We start from the raw sequence: 16,848 nt of genomic DNA, 5'->3' as shown, positions 1-16,848 counted from the left end.
CCGGCAGGAGAGATTAACCCCCGTGCATCTGAAGACCCTGACCATGCGAGGATTCAAGTCCTTTGCATCGGCCACCACCTTTGAGTTCGAACCCGGTGTCACGGCGGTGGTCGGTCCCAACGGTTCCGGGAAGTCCAACGTGGTGGATGCCCTGGCCTGGGTGATGGGCGAACAGGGCGCCAAGACGCTGCGCGGCGGAAAGATGGAAGACGTGATCTTCGCGGGCACGTCAGGTGCCTCCGGCCGTGCGCCGCTGGGGCGGGCCCAGGTGTCACTGACCATCGACAACGCCGACGGCGCCCTGCCGATCGAATACTCCGAGGTCACCATTTCGCGCACCCTCTTCCGCACCGGCGGATCCGAGTACGCCATCAACGGGAGCCCCTGCCGCCTCCTCGATATCCAGGAACTGCTCTCGGACTCCGGCCTGGGCCGTGAGATGCATGTCATAGTCGGGCAGGGCCAGCTGGACAAGGTGCTGCACGCTTCAGCGGAGGAGCGCCGGGGCTTTATCGAGGAAGCCGCCGGGATCCTCAAGCACCGGCGGCGCAAGGAAAAAACCCTGCGCAAGCTGGACGCCATGGCCGCGAACCTTGCCCGCGTCACCGACCTCACTGCCGAGCTGCGGCGCCAGCTCGGACCGCTGGGCAAGCAGGCGGCCGTCGCCCGGCGGGCCAAGACGGTGCAGCAGGATGTCCGGGACGCCCGGTCACGGCTCCTGGCCGATGACCTCGCCACCCTGAAAGCTGCCTACGACAAGGAAGCAGCGGACGAAAGCGCCCTGAAGGCACGCCGCACGGTAGTGGAGGCTGCAGTGGAAGAGGGCCGGGAGCGCCAGGCCGCACTGGAAGCCATGGCAGCCGAAGCGGCACCGCAGCTGAACGCCGCACGGGACACCTGGTACGAACTGTCCTCGCTGCAGGAGCGGTTCCGTTCCCTCGCCGCGCTCGCGGCCGAGCGTGCCCGGCTGCTGGGGGCAGCGGAACCTGCGGCCGGCAGCGGCCGGGACCCGGAACAGCTGCAGGCCTCCGCGGACCGGGTACGCGCTGAAGCCGCAGCCCTGGAGGCGGAAATCGAGGACCGGCGCGCACGGCTGGAGGACGCCGTCGAGATCCGCGAGGCAGCCGAAGAGGACGCAGCTGCGGAGGAGAAGCGGTACGCCGGGCTGCTCCGGGCCGCCGCGGACCGGCGGGAAGGCCTGGCCCGGCTGACCGGCTCGGTGGAAGCCGCCCGCTCAAGGGTGGCCTCGGCACAGTCCGAAGCGGGCCGGCTCCGGGACTCGATCACCGCCGCCGAGGAACGCCGTACCCGCGCCCGGGAAGAGTTCGAGCAGCTGGAAGGCTCAGCTGCGGGAGCCGAGGCCGGCGAAGCGGACCTGGATGCCGAGTATGAAGACGCGCAGGCAGCCCTCGAAGCAGCCGAGCAGGAGTTCCGGCAGCTGCAGCAGGCCGAGCGGGAAGCGGTCCGTGAAACCGAGAACCTCGCCGCCCGCCGCGAGGCCCTCGCCGTCGGCCTGGACCGCCGCGACGGCAGCGCCTCCCTGCGCAAGGCCGGGCTGGACGGCGTGCTGGAGCCGCTGGCGGAACTGGTCAGCGTCAAGCCGGGCTCCGAACGGACAGTGGCGGCAGCGCTGGGAACCGCAGCCGATTCCCTGGCCGCCGCGGATCTCGACGCCGCCGCCCGGGCCCTGCAGCACCTGAAGGAGACAGGGGAGGGCCAGGTGGAACTGCTGCTGGGCGGGGTGCCCGCTCCGGCAGCGGAACTGCCCGCGGACCTCCCGGCCGGCGCGGTGCCGGTGCTGTCCCTGGTCAGCGCCGATGCCAAGGTGCAGGAAGCGTTGAACGCGCTGCTGGGCAATGCCGTGGCAGTCCCGGACCTGGCCGCGGCCGTGAGCCTGGTGACCGCCTCGCCCGGCGCCGTCGCGGTGACCCCCGACGGGGATGTGCTGAGCGCCTTCAGTGCTCGGGGCGGGTCCGTCTCTGCGCCGGGGCTGCTGGAAATCTCCGCCGCGGTGGATGAAACAGATGCCCGCCTGGCAGTGGCACGCGCCAGGGCGGAGGAAGCCGGCGCCGGCATCGGGGCTGCGGACGGCCGTGTCGAGGCCTGCCGGCAGCGGGCGGACGCCGCCCTCGCGGCCCTGCATGAGTCCGATGCACGGCTGGCCGCGGTGGCGGAACGGCTCGGCACTCTGGGTTCTGCGCTGCGCGCCGCCTCAGGCGAGGCCGAGCGGCTCTCGTCCCTGGTGGCTGCCGCGGAAGCCAACGTCGTGGCAGAAGAAGCGAAACTGGCGGCCGTCTCCGAACGACTCGCCGCGGCAGGGGAGGAACACCGCCCCGAAGAGGAACCGTCTGCGGACCGGCGGGATGCATTGGCGCTCGCCGCCGCCTCCGCACGGCAGGCGGAAATGGATGCCCGGCTGGGCCTGCGCTCGGCCGAAGAACAGCTCAAGGCCGTTGCCGGCCGTGCGGAGGCCCTGGAACGCGCTGCCCTGGCCGAAGGCCGGGCCCGGGCTGCCGCGGCGGAACGGGCACGCCGCCGTGCCGGACAGCATGCCCGGGCGGTTGCCGTCGGGGCGGCGGCAGAGGCAGTGCTGGCACATCTGCAGGTTTCCCTGGCGCTGGCCGCCGAGGAACGCAACCGTGCGGAGGAAACCCGGACCGCGCGGGAAGCCGAACTGTCCGCCGTCCGCAGCGCCAACAACGACGCCGCCGCGGAACTGGCACGGCTCACGGACTCCGTCCACCGCGACGAGCTGGCGCGTGCACAGCAGCGGCTGCGCATTGAGGCCCTCGAAGCCCGCGCCCTCGAGGAGCTGGGCATGACCGCGGAGCACCTGGTGGCGAACTTCGGTCCGGACCAGCCGGTGCCGGTGCCCGCCGAACCGGTCAGCGGCGACAAGTGGGCGGCACTGCGCACGCCGGTGGACGAGGACGGCAATCCGCTCCTGGACGGCATCCCGTATGTCCGGGCGGAGCAGGAGAAACGGCTCAAGCGCGCCGAGCGGGACCTGGCGGCGCTCGGAAAGGTCAATCCCCTGGCGCTGGAGGAATTTGCCGCCCTGGAGGAACGCCACCAATTCCTGTCCACTCAGCTGGAAGACCTCAAAGCCACCCGGAAGGACCTGCTGGACATCATTGCCGACGTCGACCGCCGCGTCGAAGAGGTGTTCACCGCCGCGTACCGGGACACTGCCGAGCAGTTCAAGCATGTGTTCGGCACGCTGTTCCCGGGCGGGGAGGGACGGCTGGTGCTGACCGATCCGGACAACATGCTGACCACCGGCATCGAGGTCCATGCCCGGCCGGCCGGCAAGAAAATCAAGCGGCTTTCCCTGCTCTCCGGCGGGGAACGCTCACTGACGGCGGTGGCACTGCTGGTGGCCATCTTCAAGGCCCGGCCCTCGCCGTTCTACGTGATGGACGAGGTGGAGGCAGCGCTGGATGACACGAACCTCGGCCGGCTGCTCACCATTTTCGAAGAACTGCGGGAGTCCAGCCAGCTGATTGTCATCACCCACCAGAAGCGAACGATGGAAGTGGCGGACGCGCTCTACGGCGTGACCATGCGCGGCGACGGGGTGTCCACCGTGATCAGCCAGCGGATCGAGCGCGGGACGGAGCCCGAAGCCGTCCGGAGCTAGGACGCGTAACGGCTTACGAAGTTACGCAGCACCCGCGGTGGCACGTGTACGGCCGATCCGCGGGCCGCTTCCATCACGGTCTCCGCCTCGTCCGGCTCAAAGTAGCCGGCGTGCCGGTACACGGAGATCCGCGTCAGCAGCCCGGCCACGTCCAGTTCCGGATGGAACTGGGTGGCGTAAAGGTTGGACTTCACCCGGAACATCTGCACCGGGCAGGTCGCCGAGCCGGCAAGGTTCACCGCATGCGGCGGCAGCTCGGCCACGGCTTCCTTGTGTCCCACATAGGCGGCGAAGGTGTCCGGTACGCCTTCCAGGAGCGGGTCGCGGCGGCCTTCGGGCGTCAGCCGGACCTCGACCGGGCCCACGGGCTCGCCGTACCGGCGGTCCACTGTCGCCCCCTGGTGCCGTCCCAGCGTGCCCACTCCGTAGCAGGCGCCGAAGAACGGAAAGTCGCGGGCCACGACGTCGTCCAGCAGATTGGCCATTTCCGACTCCACCCGGAGCTGGACCGGGGACTTGGACTCCTCGGGATCGCTCGAGTTGAACGGGCCGCCGCCCACAATCACGCCGCTGTAGGAATCCAGGTCCATTGGCGGCAGCGGGCCGGCTTCGAGGCGGACCCGGTGCAGCTGCCCCTCGGCGAGCCCGCCGAAGCGCAGGAAAGAGGCGTACTCCTCCTCGGCGGCGTCATCTTCGGCGCGGGTGGCCAGGAGCAGGAAAGGCTTCATTCCTCGATGGTAGTGGGGGCCGGGGCCGCTTTCCGGGCAGGAAGGGTTTCCCGTGCCGTCAGCCAGGCGATGAAGCCCATGGCGGCAATGGCACCGGTGACGCCGAACGCCCAGGAGTAGCCCAGTGAATCGGCGAGCATACCGGCCAGGATGGGGCCGGCAATGGCACCGGTATCGCTGGCCATCTGGAAGGTGGCCAGGACCTTGCCGCCGCTGCGGCCGCTGCCGATGATGTCACCCACCGCGGCCTGCTGGGCAGGATTGAGCAGGCCGGTGCCCATGCCTGCGATGACGGAGATGATCAGGAACTCCGGCACGCTGGAGCTGAACCCCATCAACGCGGTGGCCACGGCGTTGACGCCCAGTCCAATGAGGGCCAGGGGCTTGCGGCCCCAGCTGTCGGCCAGCCGGCCGGAGAAGGTCAGGACGACGGCGGTGCCCACCGCGAAGGCGGTCAGGGAAATGCCCGCAACCTCCGGTCCGGCGGACAGCGCCGCGGCAGCGAACAGCGGCACCAGGGCGTTGCGCACGCCGAACGAGGACCAGCCGTTGGCGAAGGAGGACACCAGCGCCGCCCGGTAGGTCGGATCGCGCAGGGCGGCGGTGACGGTGAGCACCGGCAGCGCGGCGGGCTTGGTGTCATCTGGCCCGGCCGCCGGCCGGGCGTCCTTCAGCCGGAGGAAGACGACGCCGGCGGCCAGCACCAGCGCGGCTGCGTAGACGAGGAACGGAACACGCAGTCCGAACCCGGCCAGCAGGCCGCCGAGCAGCGGGCCGCCGATATTGCCGAGCAGGAAGGATGAGGCATAGGCGCTGGAAACCCTGCCGCGGATCTCCGCAGGTGCGAGCCGGATGATGAGCGCCATGGCCGAGATGGTGAACATGGTCGACCCGATGCCGCCCAGGCCGCGGAAGACCAGGAGCTGCCAGTAGCTCTGCGCAAAGGCGCATGCGGCAGTGGAGACGGCCACGATCAGCAGGCCGGCAATGTACACCGGGCGCTCGCCGAGCTTTTCCAGCAGCATGCCGCCCGCCGGGGCGAACACCAGCCGGGTGAACGCAAACGCGCTGACGATGACGGCGGAAGCCGTGACGCCGACGTCGAAACTCTGCGCGAACTGCGGCAGCACCGGCGCCACCAGGCCAAAGCCAAGGGCTATGACGAAGGCGGCCGCGATGAGGACCTGGATTTCCTGCGGGATTCGGATTCTGGAAGAGCGCACCATGATAAGGCGATTCTCTCAGATCCCAGGGGATCGGATGAGCGGCATGTGAGAAGCTTGGGAGCGTGAATGAGACCCTTTCGATAGTGATCTATGTCCTTGTTGCGATCGCCGTTGTCGGCTTCTCCGCGACACTGCTGGTACGGACCCGGCGTACACCCAAGAGCATGTACCCCACCCGCCGGGACGCCAACGATCCGGTCACCGGAACCGGCGGCGGCACCGACACCCTGGAGGCACCGCCGGGGGAGACCGACGTCGTCGTCCCGGATGACCTGCGTGACCTCGAGGAAGCCCCTGCCCCGCAGGCGCCGGCCATCGAGACGCCCGAACCGGTGCAGGGCCGCCTGGCCCGGCTGCGGGCACGGCTGGCGAAATCCAACAACGCGCTGGGCAAGGCACTGCTGGCGCTGCTCTCCCGCGACACGATCGACGAAGACGTCTGGGATGAGATCGAGGAAACCCTCCTCCTCGCAGACCTGGGCACCGAACCCACCATGGAACTCGTGGACGCGCTGCGTCAGCGGGTCAAGGTCTCCGGCAGCCAGGACCCGCAGGAAGTCCACGCGATGCTGCGCGAGGAACTGATCAAGCTGGTGGATCCGACCATGGACCGCTCGCTGGCAGTCACCCGCCACGCCGAGACCCCCGCCATCGTTATGGTGGTGGGCGTCAACGGCGTCGGCAAGACCACCACCGTGGGCAAGCTGGCCCGCGTCCTCGTGGCCGAAGACAAGGACGTGCTGCTGGGTGCTGCCGACACGTTCCGTGCCGCCGCCGCCGAACAGCTGGCTACCTGGGGACAGCGCGTAGGCGTCCCCACAGTACGCTCCGAGATCGACGGCGCTGACCCCGCCTCCGTAGCTTTTGAAGCGGTCAAGGCCGGCATCGAAGGCGAAGTGGACGTGGTCCTGATCGACACCGCCGGGCGGCTGCAGAACAAGGTCGGCCTGATGGACGAGCTCGGCAAGGTCAAGCGCGTCATTGAAAAGCAGGCCGCGGTGGACGAGGTCCTGCTGGTCCTGGATGCCACCACCGGCCAGAACGGGCTGACCCAGGCGAAGGTCTTTGCCGAGGTAGTCAACATTTCCGGCATTGTCCTGACCAAGCTGGACGGCACCGCCAAGGGCGGCATCGTCGTCGCCATCCAGCGGACCCTGGGCGTACCGGTGAAGCTCGTGGGACTGGGCGAAGGCGCAGACGACCTGGCGCCGTTCGAGGCAGAGAGCTTCGTGGACGCACTGCTGAGCTAGGCAGGCACCCGAACGCACAGCCCCGTTTCCCGCAAGGGAAGCGGGGCTTTTGCGTGCCCGGAAACGTTCCGGAAACGTCACCGTCACGATCCTTTTACCTCGGCGCCCGGTTTGTAACTTCCCGGCAACACCTCCGGGCCCGGCCGGAAATCTGGCCCCGGCAGAGTTCGTTGTGCGGGAGATGCCCGCCATATGTGAAGGGACGTGAAGATGGATCTGTCAGCAGGTCACGTCTGGGTAATGGTTTCGGCGGCGCTTGTGCTGCTTATGACGCCGGGCGTGGCATTTTTCTACGGCGGCATGACCCGCGCCAAGGCCGCGTTGAACATGATGATGATGAGCTTCGTCTCGATCGGACTCGTCGGCGTGGTCTGGATCCTCTGGGGCTTCTCCATGACCGGCGGGAACGGTATCGCCGGACTGTTCGGCAACCCCTTCACCTCCTTTGGACTCAAAGACATCCTCGGCAGCGAGGACCTCATCACCGCCGGCTACGGGGCCACGTTCGCCATCATCACCGTTGCCCTGATCAGCGGCGCGGTGGCCGACCGGACCAAGTTCGGCGCCTGGGCGGTGTTTGTGCCGGTGTGGGTGACCCTGGTTTACTGCCCGCTGGCGTTCATGGTCTGGGGCGGCGGACTCCTCGGTGCCGAGGGGGCCGTGGGCTCGGTGGTCGGTGAAGCCATCGACTTCGCCGGCGGCACCGTGGTCCATATCAACGCAGGCGTGGCGGGACTCGTCCTGGCCCTGATCCTCGGCAAGCGGAAGGGCTTCGGGAAGGACCCCAACCAGCGTCCGCACAACATCCCCTTCGTGATGCTCGGCGCCACGCTGCTCTGGTTCGGGTGGTTCGGTTTCAACGGCGGCGCCGCGGGCACCGCCGAAGAAGCGGGGCTGATCTGGATCAACACCCTCGCCGCACCGGCCGCAGCGATGCTCGGCTGGCTCCTGACCGAACGGCTCCGTGACGGCCGGGCGACGTCGCTCGGAGCCGCCTCCGGCGTCGTGGCAGGACTCGTTGCCATCACCCCGGCCTGCGCCAACGTCAGCCCGCTCGCCGCGGTGGGGCTGGGCCTGGTCTCCGGTGTCCTGTCCGCCCTCGCCGTCGGGCTCAAATACCGGTTCGGCTATGACGACTCGCTCGACGTCGTCGGCGTGCACCTCGTTGCCGGCCTTGCGGGCACCCTGGCCCTGGGCTTCATCGCCTTGCCGGTCGACGGCGCGGGCGGGGGCTTGTTCTACGGCGGCGGTTTGGGCCAGCTCGGCGCTCAGGCAGCAGCCGCGGCAGTGGCCATCGTCTTCTCCGGCGTCCTCACGCTGCTCATCGGCCTGGCGATCCACAAGACTATGGGCTTCCGGATCTCGGAGGAGGCGGAGGTCAACGGCGTGGACCTGAGCGAACACGCCGAAACCGCCTACGAATTCGGCGGACTCGGCACCGGCGGCTCCTTCAGCCCCTTCCAGGACACGGCACGCGCCACCACAACCAAGGAGACGGTCAACTCATGAAACTGGTAACCGCTATTGTCCGGCCGGAAAAGCTTGACGCCGTCCGGGGAAGCCTGGAGAGCTACGGGGTCCAGGGATTGACCGTAAGCTCCGCCAACGGGTACGGCCGCCAGCGCGGACACACCGAGGTCTACCGCGGCGCCGAATACACCGTGGACCTGCTGCCCAAAGTCCGGGTGGAGATCCTGGTGGCCAATGACTGGGTCAACGACATTGTGGATGTGCTGGTCTCCACGGCCAACACCGGACGGGCCGGCGACGGCAAGGTCTGGGTGGTGAACGTGGAGGAAGCCCTCCGGGTCCGGACGGGGGAGCGGGGGGACTCGGCGCTCTGACTCTCCCTCCAGAGGAAAGGAACCTACCGCCCGGCTGGTGCTCCAGCCGGGCGGTCCTGCGATCCGGCGAAGCGATCCGGCAGGACAGGAGGGGCGAATAGCGGGACCGGCTTGGTACCCTTAACAGCTGGGCCTGCCAAACATGGCGAAGAACTGACGAAAGAAGTGCGCGGCACGTGTTCAATTCACTGTCTGACCGGTTGACTTCAACCTTCAAGAATCTCCGCGGCAAGGGCCGGCTCACCGAGGCCGACGTCGATGCCACCGTACGCGAGATCCGCCGCGCCCTGCTGGACGCCGACGTCGCCGTTCCGGTGGTGCGTGCCTTCACCGCCTCCGTCAAGGAACGCGCCCTCGGCCTGGAGGTCTCGCAGGCGCTGAACCCGGGCCAGCAGGTCGTCAAGATCGTCAACGAAGAGCTCAAGGGCATCCTCGGCGGCGAGACCCGGCGGCTGCGCCTGGCGAAGAACCCGCCCACGGTCATCATGCTCGCGGGCCTGCAGGGTGCCGGTAAGACCACCCTCGCCGGCAAGCTCTCCAAGCACCTGAAGTCCCAGGGCCACAGCCCGCTGCTCGTTGCAGCGGACCTGCAGCGCCCCAACGCCGTCCGCCAGCTGCAGGTCAACGGTGAACGCGCCGGCGTGCCGGTCTACGCGCCGCACCCCGGCGTTTCCTCCGAGTTCGAGGCAGCCACCGGCGATCCGGTCGCCGTCGCCCGCCAGGGCATCGAGGAAGCACGCACCAAGCTCTACGACGTCGTCATTGTTGACACCGCCGGCCGCCTGGGCGTGGATGCAGAGCTGATGCAGCAGGCCGCGGACATCCGCGCCGCGATCAACCCGGACGAAGTCCTGTTCGTCATTGACGCCATGATCGGCCAGGACGCCGTCAACACGGCGCAGGCCTTCAACGAGGGCGTCAACTTCACCGGCGTGGTCCTCACCAAGCTCGACGGCGATGCCCGCGGCGGTGCCGCGCTGTCCGTGGCGTCGGTGACCGGCAAGCCGATCATGTTCGCCTCCACCGGCGAGGGCCTGACCGACTTCGAGGTCTTCCACCCGGACCGCATGGCCAGCCGCATCCTGGATCTCGGCGATGTCCTGACCCTGATCGAGCAGGCCGAGCAGAGCTGGGACAAGGACGAAGCCAACCGGATGGCGAAGAAGTTCGCCGACCAGGAAGACTTCACCCTCGACGATTTCCTTGCCCAGATGCAGCAGATCCGCAAGATGGGCTCCATGAAGAAGATGCTCATGATGATGCCCGGCGCCGCCGGCATGCGTGATCAGCTGGAAAACTTCGACGAACGCGAAATCGACCGGGTGGAAGCGATTGTCCGCTCCATGACCCCGCACGAGCGGGTTGCGCCCAAGATCATCAACGGCTCCCGGCGTGCCCGCATCGCCCGCGGTTCCGGCGTGCACGTCTCCGAGGTCAACGGCCTGCTCGAGCGTTTCGTGCAGGCGCAGAAGATGATGAAGAAGATGGCTGCCGGCGGCGGCATCCCGGGCATGCCCGGCATGGCAGGGCCCGGCGGGTTCGGCGGCGCCCGCAAGAAGCAGCAGGCAGCCAAGGGCAAGAAGAAGGCCAAGTCGGGCAACCCGGCCAAGGCCGCACAGGAACGTGCAGAGGCGGAGGCCCGGCGTGCGGGAGCCCGGCAGGCCCTGCCCACCGGCAGTGCGTTCGGAGGCCAGGAGACGGACTTCGACCCGTCCTCGCTGAACCTGCCCAAGGGCTTCGACAAGTTCCTCGGCAAGTAGGGTCCGCGCCGCACCCGACACAACGCCGGACTTCTGGTCCGGCGTTGTGTGTTTAATGACGGATGCGTGCCTTCAGGGCGCTGCGCGGAAGTTCGGCACGAACGCGGAAGTTCGTCACCAGAGGGAGGGACCAGCATGGCGGCACAGGGGCTGAGCGGCTTTTACGGGTCGGTCTTCCGGCGCAGCATCACCGTACGGGTCCTGATCCGCACAACCGACGGCCGGGTGCTGATGCTGCGCAGCGGCAACGCCTGGGAGCTGCCGGGGGGAGTAGTGAAGGGCGGGGAAGATCCACGCTCCGCGGCCCGCCGCATTGCCCGTGCCACCCTGGACCCCGAGTTCGACGTCGGCCGCGTGCTGGTGCTGGACTACGTGCAGGGAGTCCAGGGGCAGGCGGACTCGATCGGTTTCCTGTTCGACGGCGGCATGTTGTCCACCTCCGTGACGTCCTTTACCGGAGCCGGCGGCGAGTGGGAGGCCGGCTTCATTCCCCTCGCGGATTGCGGTGCGGCGGACGAGGGGCTTCGCGGGGAGTGGGGAGCCGCGCTGGAAGCCCTGGAACTGGGCACCATGGTGGAGCTCGTGAACGGTGAGCCTGTCTCCGCGGGGCCGGTCGCCGCGCCGACGCTGCGCAGGATGATGCCGCCGCTGGAGGGCTTCTCCGGAATTCTTGGACATTAGGAGTGGGTTTGGCTCGGGAACGAGTGGTGTTTGTGCACGGTGCCGGCAGTTTCGGCGCTGCCGCGTGGCCCCGGCAGCACGGGCTTGCCCTGGACTATGAGTGCCTGTTCCTCCGGCGCCACGGCTATGACGCCGTCGCCGAGCCGTTGCCTCCGGACCTGGAAGCGGACATCGCCCTGATCCGGGAGGAACTGGCCGACGGCGGGCACCTGGTGGCGCACTCGGCCGGCGCGGTTCCGGCCATGCTGGCCGCACTCCGCGATCCGGCCCGGGTCTTGTCCCTGGTCCTGTGCGAGCCTGCGGTCTTCTCCCTGACCCGCGACCTGCCGGCCACAACGGCCCACCGCAACCTGCTGCAGCCCCTCTTTGACGACGCACCGCTGGATATTGTTCCGGGTGTACCCACGCTGGTCCTGACCGGGGGATGGGAGCCGCTGTACGAAGAGGTGGCGGATTTCCTGGTGTCTACGGGTGCTGAGCACCGGCAGGTCGGTGGAAACCACCGTCCCCAGGACACGGATGCCGGGCGGCAGGCGATCCGGGACTTCCTGGCCTCCGTCAGCCGGATCGGAGCCAGCTGATGGGCGGACCGTCCATCCGGAGTGCCCGTCCCGGAGATCTTTCCGTGCTGCCGGCACTGGAAGCGGCCTCCGACACGCTGCTGGACGGAATGTTGCCTACCGGCCGCCGGGAGCTGCCGCCGCCCGCCACTGTTCCGGAGCTCGCAGCGTCCCGCCACATCCTGGTTGCGGGCGATCCGCCCGCCGGCTTTGCCCGTCTGGAGGAAACCGATGGACAGGTGCACCTTGAGCAGCTCTCCGTCCACCCCGACGCCGCCGGCGCAGGGCTCGGCCGGGCACTGGTCGAGGCTGCCCTGGACTGGGCGCGGCAGCACGGCTACACCTCAATGACGCTGTGCACCTTTGCGGACGTGCCGTTCAACGCCCCGTTCTACGCCAGCTGCGGCTTCGAAGTTGTCCAGGACCCCGACGGCGAACTGGCGGCGGTGCGGCAGCACGAAATCCGCCTCGGGCTGGATTCCTTGGGGAAGCGCGTGGCGATGCGTGCCCGGCTGTAACCGGGGTCGCTGTTGGCTGGGAGGATGCAGCATTGAAGAATACATGAACCTTCAAGTAACCTGATTGCATGAACCTTCAAGTAAATGCCCGGGACCTGCTGCCCGGCGATCTCGCCATGGGCACCGTAATGCTCAAGGTGGGCGATCTGGCAAACGTCTCCGCGTACTACCGCAGCGCCCTCGGGCTGGACGTCGTGGCAGAGTCCGACGGCGGCATGTACCTCGGTCGCGGAAGTGTTCCCCTGGTGCACCTGGCACCGGCGCCGGACCTGCAGGTCGCCTCCCGCGGAGAGGCAGGCCTGTTCCACACCGCCATCCTCTTTGAAACCCAGGCTGACCTGGCCGCTGCGGTTGCCTCCGCAGCGAGGCACGATCCGTCGGCCTTTGCCGGCTCCGCGGACCACCTCGTCAGCGAGGCCTTCTACTTCACCGATCCCGAAGGCAACGGCATCGAGCTCTACTATGACAAGCCCCGGGACACCTGGGACTGGGACGAGACCGCGGCCGGCCGTGAGGTCCGGATGGCCTCCCTGCCGCTGTCTCCGCAGGCCTACATCCGCGACCACCTCACCGAAGCGGCACTGGCCGGCCTTCAGGCAGCCGACGCCGCCGTCGGGCACGTTCACCTGCAGGTAGGGGATACGGACACCGCCGCCGCCTTCTACATCGACACGCTCGGTTTTGAGCGGACTGCAGGCTTCCACGGCCAGGCACTGTTCGTCTCCGCCGGCGGCTACCACCACCACATGGCGATGAACGTCTGGAACAGCCGCGGCGCAGGACCTCGCCGTGACACCCTTGGCCTTGGGGAGGTGCTGATTACCGTTCCAACGGCCGACGACGTCGCCGGGCTGGCGGACCGCCTTCGGTTCGCCGGGATTTCCAGCCACTCCACCGGGGCCGAGCTGCGCTTCGAGGACCCCTGGCGCAACCGGCTGCGTGTTGCCGTCGGCTGAAAATCCGCGGATATCCGCCCCGGCCGGGCGAGTCGCAAAAGATGAACTCATCTGGCACAATGGTCAGGTACTCGATCTGCGCGGGCCCTCTCTCCGTGCATGCATCTTGTCCTTTTGAACCCCAACGTTATGGCCCGCCCCACGGGAGCAGAAGTACGGGTTCGCCCCATTTCAGATCAGGAGTGACCACAAAAGTGGCCGTAAAGATTCGCCTTAAGCGCCTTGGCAAGAAGTTCTCAGCACACTACCGCGTTGTTGTCATGGATTCCCGTGCCAAGCGCGATGGCCGTGCCATCGAAGAAATCGGACTGTACCGTCCGACCGAAGAGCCGTCGTACATTGACATCAAGTCGGACCGTGCGCAGTACTGGCTCGGCGTCGGCGCCCAGCCCACCGAGCAGGTCGCAGCACTGCTGAAGATCACCGGTGACTGGCAGAAGTTCAAGAACATCGACGGCCAGGAAGGTACCCTGCGTACCAAGGCCCCGAAGGAACCCTTCGTGGTTCCCGAAAAGAAGTCCGTGATTGTCCCCGAGGCCATCACCCCGAAGGCCAAGAAGGAAGAGGCCCCCGAGGCCTCCACCGAGGCTGAGGCAGAGTAACTTGCTCGCTGAAGCGCTGGAGCACCTCGTGCGCGGAATCGTTGACAGTCCTGAGGACGTCAAGGTTTCCGCCAAGAGCAACCGCCGTGGGGAAACCCTCGAGGTTCGGGTTCACCAGGACGACCTCGGCCGGGTCATCGGCAGGCAGGGACGGACCGCACGCGCACTGCGCACGGTCATCGCAGCCCTTGCCAACGGTGAGCAGGTCCGAGTGGACGTAGTGGACACGGACCGGCGCCGTTGATCTGAACAAGATCACCGACGGCGCAGCGGAAGCGAACAGTTCTTCACTGCAGTACCGGAAGTAAAGCAGTAACAGCAGTACACAGGATCCGGCCCCGACACCAGATAATGGTGAAGGGGCCGGATTTTTTTCAGGCGCCGGCCAATCCAGGCGACGAAAACCCCACAGAGGAGAACCCATGCAGTTACAGGTGGCACGCATCGGCAAGCCGCACGGCATCCGCGGTGAAGTGACCGTCCAGGTGCTGACCGACGCACCCGAGGACCGCTTTGTCCCGGGCACCGAGCTCACCGTAGAGCCGGCCGCCAAGGGCCCGCTGACGGTGATCAGCGCGCGTTGGAACAAGGACATCCTGCTGCTGGGCTTCGACGAAATCACGGACCGCAACGGCGCCGAGGAACTGCGCGGAGTCAAGCTGTTCATCGACACCGAAACCGTGGATGAGGATGACGACGACGAAGGCTGGTACGAACACGAACTGGTGGGCCTGAAGGCACGGGTGGGCGACGACGTCGTCGGCACCGTCAGCGCCCTGCGCACCCTCACCGTCCAGGACCTGCTGGTGGTCGAGGACGGCCGCGGCGAGGAAATCCTCGTACCGTTCGTTGAGGCCATCGTTCCCGAAGTGAATATCGAGGACGGCTATGTGCTGCTGACCCCGCCCGAGGGGCTCTTCGAGCTGAATAAGCCCGAGGACAAAAAGGAAGCAGCCCCGGCCGACACGAAGGAAGCCGGACAGTAAGTGCGCATCGACGTCGTCAGTATTTTCCCGGAGTACCTGGCAGCCCTTGAGCTGTCACTGATCGGCAAGGCCCGGCAGGAAGGCCTGCTGGACCTGGCTGTGCATGATCTGCGGGAGTTCACCACCGACCGGCACCGTACCGTGGATGACACCCCCTACGGCGGGGGAGCCGGCATGGTTATGAAGCCCGAACCCTGGGCCTCCGCACTGGACGCGGTGGCGGGCGACGGCGACGAGCGGCCGGTCCTGATCGTCCCCTCGCCCGCCGGCGCAGTCTTCACGCAGGCGATGGCTTACGAGCTGGCCGAGGAGAAGCACCTTGTCTTCGCCTGCGGCCGCTACGAAGGGATCGACGAGCGGGTGCTGGAATGGGCCGGAGAACGCTTCGACGTCCGTCCCGTCAGCCTCGGGGACTACGTGCTCAACGGCGGGGAGGTCGCAGTGCTGGCCATGGTCGAGGCCGTAGGCCGGCTGGTGCCCGGCGTCGTCGGCAACCCCGAGTCCCTCGTCGAGGAATCCCACTCGGACGGGCTGCTGGAATACCCGGTCTACACCAAGCCCTCCGCCTGGCGGGAGCGTGCAGTCCCGGAGGTCCTGCTCAGCGGCAACCACGGTAAGATCGCCCGGTTCCGGAGGGACGAACAGCTGCGGCGCACCGCTGCCCGCCGGCCCGATCTGATCGAAAAGCTCGACGCCGCTTCGCTGGACAAGGCTGATCGGGCCACCCTGGCGGCGCTGGGCTACGAGATCCGCGACGGCAGGGTCTGCCCGCCCGCCTGACGGCAGCGCCGGATTGGTGCCGTTCCGGTACGTATGGCAAAATAGGGAGTTGTGTCATCTGGGTCCGTACCTGCCACAGGGGGAACGCGGCCAACAGATATGTACACACCGGCATTCCATCCTCGGTCCTGCCGGTCTACTAACTTCGACAGCATCCGTGCAGCCCGCATTTCGGGGCGCATTCTTGCTGCCGTAACCAAAGTGAATGACCTGTGGCGTTCACCAGGAGTGATAAACAATGCACATCCTAGATTCTGTTGACGCAGCTTCCCTGCGTACGGACATCCCCGAGTTCCGCGCCGGTGACACGGTCAAGGTTCACGTAAACATCATTGAAGGCAAGAACACCCGTGTTCAGGTCTTCCAGGGCTTCGTGCTCAAGCGCCAGGGCGATGGCCTCCGCGCGACCTTCACGGTCCGCAAGGTCAGCTTCGGTGTCGGCGTTGAGCGTACCTTCCCGGTACACTCCCCGGTCATCGACAAGCTCGAGGTCGTCTCCAAGGGTGACGTACGCCGCGCGAAGCTGTACTACATGCGCGATCTGCGCGGCAAGGCAGCCAAGATCAAGGAAAAGCGCGACTTCCGTCCCGCCAAGTAACTTACTTGACTGCAGCATCCGCCTCCGGGGAACCCTCCGCGAAGCACACGAAACGCCGGCCCCGGTTTGTGGGCTGGCGTTTTGTGCTATGTGCTCTCGCCGCAGCTGTGGTCCTCGCCGCACTCGTCCGGGCATTCCTGTTCGACGTCTTCTACATCCCTTCCGATTCCATGCAGCCCCTGCTGGAACCCGGTGACCGGATTCTTGTCTCCCGTACCGCCTACGATTCGGCGGAGATCGAGCGCGGCGACGTAGTGGTGTTCGACGGCCGGGGCTCGCTGGCACCGCTGCACAGCGGGCGTCCGGCAGTGCTCGACGCCGCAGTCACCGTGGGGCGTTGGTTCGGGCTGGCCGGCAGCGACACCGTCTATGTCAAACGGGTTATCGGTGTGGCGGGGGACCGGGTGAGCTGCTGCACGGACGGGGATCCACGGATAACGATCAACGGAACTCCCGTGGACGAGCCGTACGTTTACTCTGGAGACGCTCCCAGCAACCACGCGTTCGACGTCGTCGTTCCGGAAGGCAGGCTGTGGCTCATGGGGGACCACCGGTCCGTCTCGGCGGATTCCCGCTCCCTGCTGGGAGCTCCCGGCGGCGGGCTGATCTCCACGGAGCGGGTCGTCGGGGAGGCCCAGCGGATTCTTTGGCCGCTCGAGCGCGGTACCAATATTGACCGGCTATCCTTAGGAGCCGAGTGGAACACGGAGAAATAAGAG

Annotated in this window: 17 protein-coding genes; 15 read left to right on the top strand and 2 right to left on the bottom strand. The window is 67.4% G+C overall.

Annotated features, from left to right (window positions below; all coding sequences use genetic code 11):
• The first annotated feature begins 22 nt into the window (after positions 1-22).
• A complete protein-coding gene (gene smc / locus N2K98_RS11075) occupies positions 23-3,640 on the top strand; it encodes a chromosome segregation protein SMC (protein WP_255865844.1) in 3,618 nt (1,205 codons plus the stop codon).
• On the opposite strand, the gene N2K98_RS11070 is transcribed toward smc, so the two are convergent.
• Complete coding sequence (locus N2K98_RS11070; RefSeq protein ID WP_255865843.1) at positions 3,637-4,368, bottom strand: glutamine amidotransferase; 732 nt, start codon at positions 4,366-4,368, stop codon at positions 3,637-3,639. The two genes, smc and N2K98_RS11070, sit on opposite strands and share 4 nt — an antisense overlap.
• Positions 4,365-5,594, bottom strand: coding sequence for an MFS transporter (locus tag N2K98_RS11065; protein WP_255797385.1), 1,230 nt, complete (start codon positions 5,592-5,594; stop codon positions 4,365-4,367). Before N2K98_RS11065 ends, N2K98_RS11070 begins: the two co-directional genes overlap by 4 nt.
• A gap of 62 nt (positions 5,595-5,656) precedes the next feature.
• Between N2K98_RS11065 and ftsY the strand changes: the two genes are divergently transcribed.
• From ftsY to lepB, 14 genes are all read left to right on the top strand, one after another.
• Positions 5,657-6,844, top strand: a complete 1,188-nt coding sequence (gene ftsY, locus N2K98_RS11060) for a signal recognition particle-docking protein FtsY (protein WP_229951591.1) — start codon at positions 5,657-5,659, stop codon at positions 6,842-6,844.
• Between the two features lie 210 nt (positions 6,845-7,054).
• Positions 7,055-8,353, top strand: a complete 1,299-nt coding sequence (locus N2K98_RS11055; RefSeq protein WP_255865842.1) for an ammonium transporter — start codon at positions 7,055-7,057, stop codon at positions 8,351-8,353.
• The gene (locus N2K98_RS11050; RefSeq protein ID WP_146364419.1) at positions 8,350-8,688 is read left to right on the top strand and encodes a P-II family nitrogen regulator; all 339 of its coding nucleotides are present in this window, start codon (positions 8,350-8,352) and stop codon (positions 8,686-8,688) included. Before N2K98_RS11055 ends, N2K98_RS11050 begins: the two co-directional genes overlap by 4 nt.
• 176 nt (positions 8,689-8,864) lie before the next feature.
• Positions 8,865-10,448: a signal recognition particle protein gene (gene ffh / locus N2K98_RS11045; RefSeq protein WP_255865841.1), complete on the top strand. Its 1,584-nt coding sequence runs from the start codon at positions 8,865-8,867 to the stop codon at positions 10,446-10,448.
• A 135-nt stretch (positions 10,449-10,583) separates the two neighbouring features.
• Entirely contained in the window at positions 10,584-11,129 is a 546-nt protein-coding gene (locus tag N2K98_RS11040) for an NUDIX domain-containing protein (protein ID WP_255865839.1), read from the top strand.
• 8 nt (positions 11,130-11,137) lie between these two features.
• Complete coding sequence (locus N2K98_RS11035) at positions 11,138-11,710, top strand: alpha/beta fold hydrolase (protein ID WP_255865838.1); 573 nt, start codon at positions 11,138-11,140, stop codon at positions 11,708-11,710.
• Complete coding sequence (locus N2K98_RS11030; RefSeq protein ID WP_255865837.1) at positions 11,710-12,207, top strand: GNAT family N-acetyltransferase; 498 nt, start codon at positions 11,710-11,712, stop codon at positions 12,205-12,207. Before N2K98_RS11035 ends, N2K98_RS11030 begins: the two co-directional genes overlap by 1 nt.
• 68 nt (positions 12,208-12,275) lie before the next feature.
• Complete coding sequence (locus N2K98_RS11025; protein ID WP_255865836.1) at positions 12,276-13,163, top strand: VOC family protein; 888 nt, start codon at positions 12,276-12,278, stop codon at positions 13,161-13,163.
• Between the two features lie 194 nt (positions 13,164-13,357).
• Positions 13,358-13,765: a 30S ribosomal protein S16 gene (gene rpsP / locus N2K98_RS11020; RefSeq protein ID WP_255766527.1), complete on the top strand. Its 408-nt coding sequence runs from the start codon at positions 13,358-13,360 to the stop codon at positions 13,763-13,765.
• A 1-nt stretch (position 13,766) separates the two neighbouring features.
• The gene (locus N2K98_RS11015) at positions 13,767-14,009 is read left to right on the top strand and encodes an RNA-binding protein (protein ID WP_146364407.1); all 243 of its coding nucleotides are present in this window, start codon (positions 13,767-13,769) and stop codon (positions 14,007-14,009) included.
• Positions 14,010-14,187: 178 nt separating this feature from the next.
• Complete coding sequence (gene rimM / locus N2K98_RS11010) at positions 14,188-14,751, top strand: ribosome maturation factor RimM (protein ID WP_255865835.1); 564 nt, start codon at positions 14,188-14,190, stop codon at positions 14,749-14,751.
• Positions 14,752-15,531 carry a tRNA (guanosine(37)-N1)-methyltransferase TrmD gene (gene trmD, locus N2K98_RS11005; protein WP_255865834.1) on the top strand — a complete coding sequence of 260 codons (780 nt, stop codon included), beginning with the start codon at positions 14,752-14,754 and terminating at the stop codon, positions 15,529-15,531.
• 238 nt (positions 15,532-15,769) lie between these two features.
• Positions 15,770-16,129 carry a 50S ribosomal protein L19 gene (gene rplS, locus N2K98_RS11000; RefSeq protein ID WP_146364401.1) on the top strand — a complete coding sequence of 120 codons (360 nt, stop codon included), beginning with the start codon at positions 15,770-15,772 and terminating at the stop codon, positions 16,127-16,129.
• A 5-nt stretch (positions 16,130-16,134) separates the two neighbouring features.
• Complete coding sequence (gene lepB / locus N2K98_RS10995; RefSeq protein ID WP_255865833.1) at positions 16,135-16,845, top strand: signal peptidase I; 711 nt, start codon at positions 16,135-16,137, stop codon at positions 16,843-16,845.
• Positions 16,846-16,848 lie beyond the last annotated feature (3 nt).

Origin of the sequence: Arthrobacter jinronghuae (genome assembly GCF_025244825.1) — a bacterium.
In the GTDB taxonomy this organism is placed as follows: Bacteria; Actinomycetota; Actinomycetes; order Actinomycetales; family Micrococcaceae; genus Arthrobacter_B; species Arthrobacter_B jinronghuae.
The sequence above is the reverse complement of the archived record's forward strand: the minus strand, read 5'-3'. Positions and strand labels throughout refer to the sequence as shown.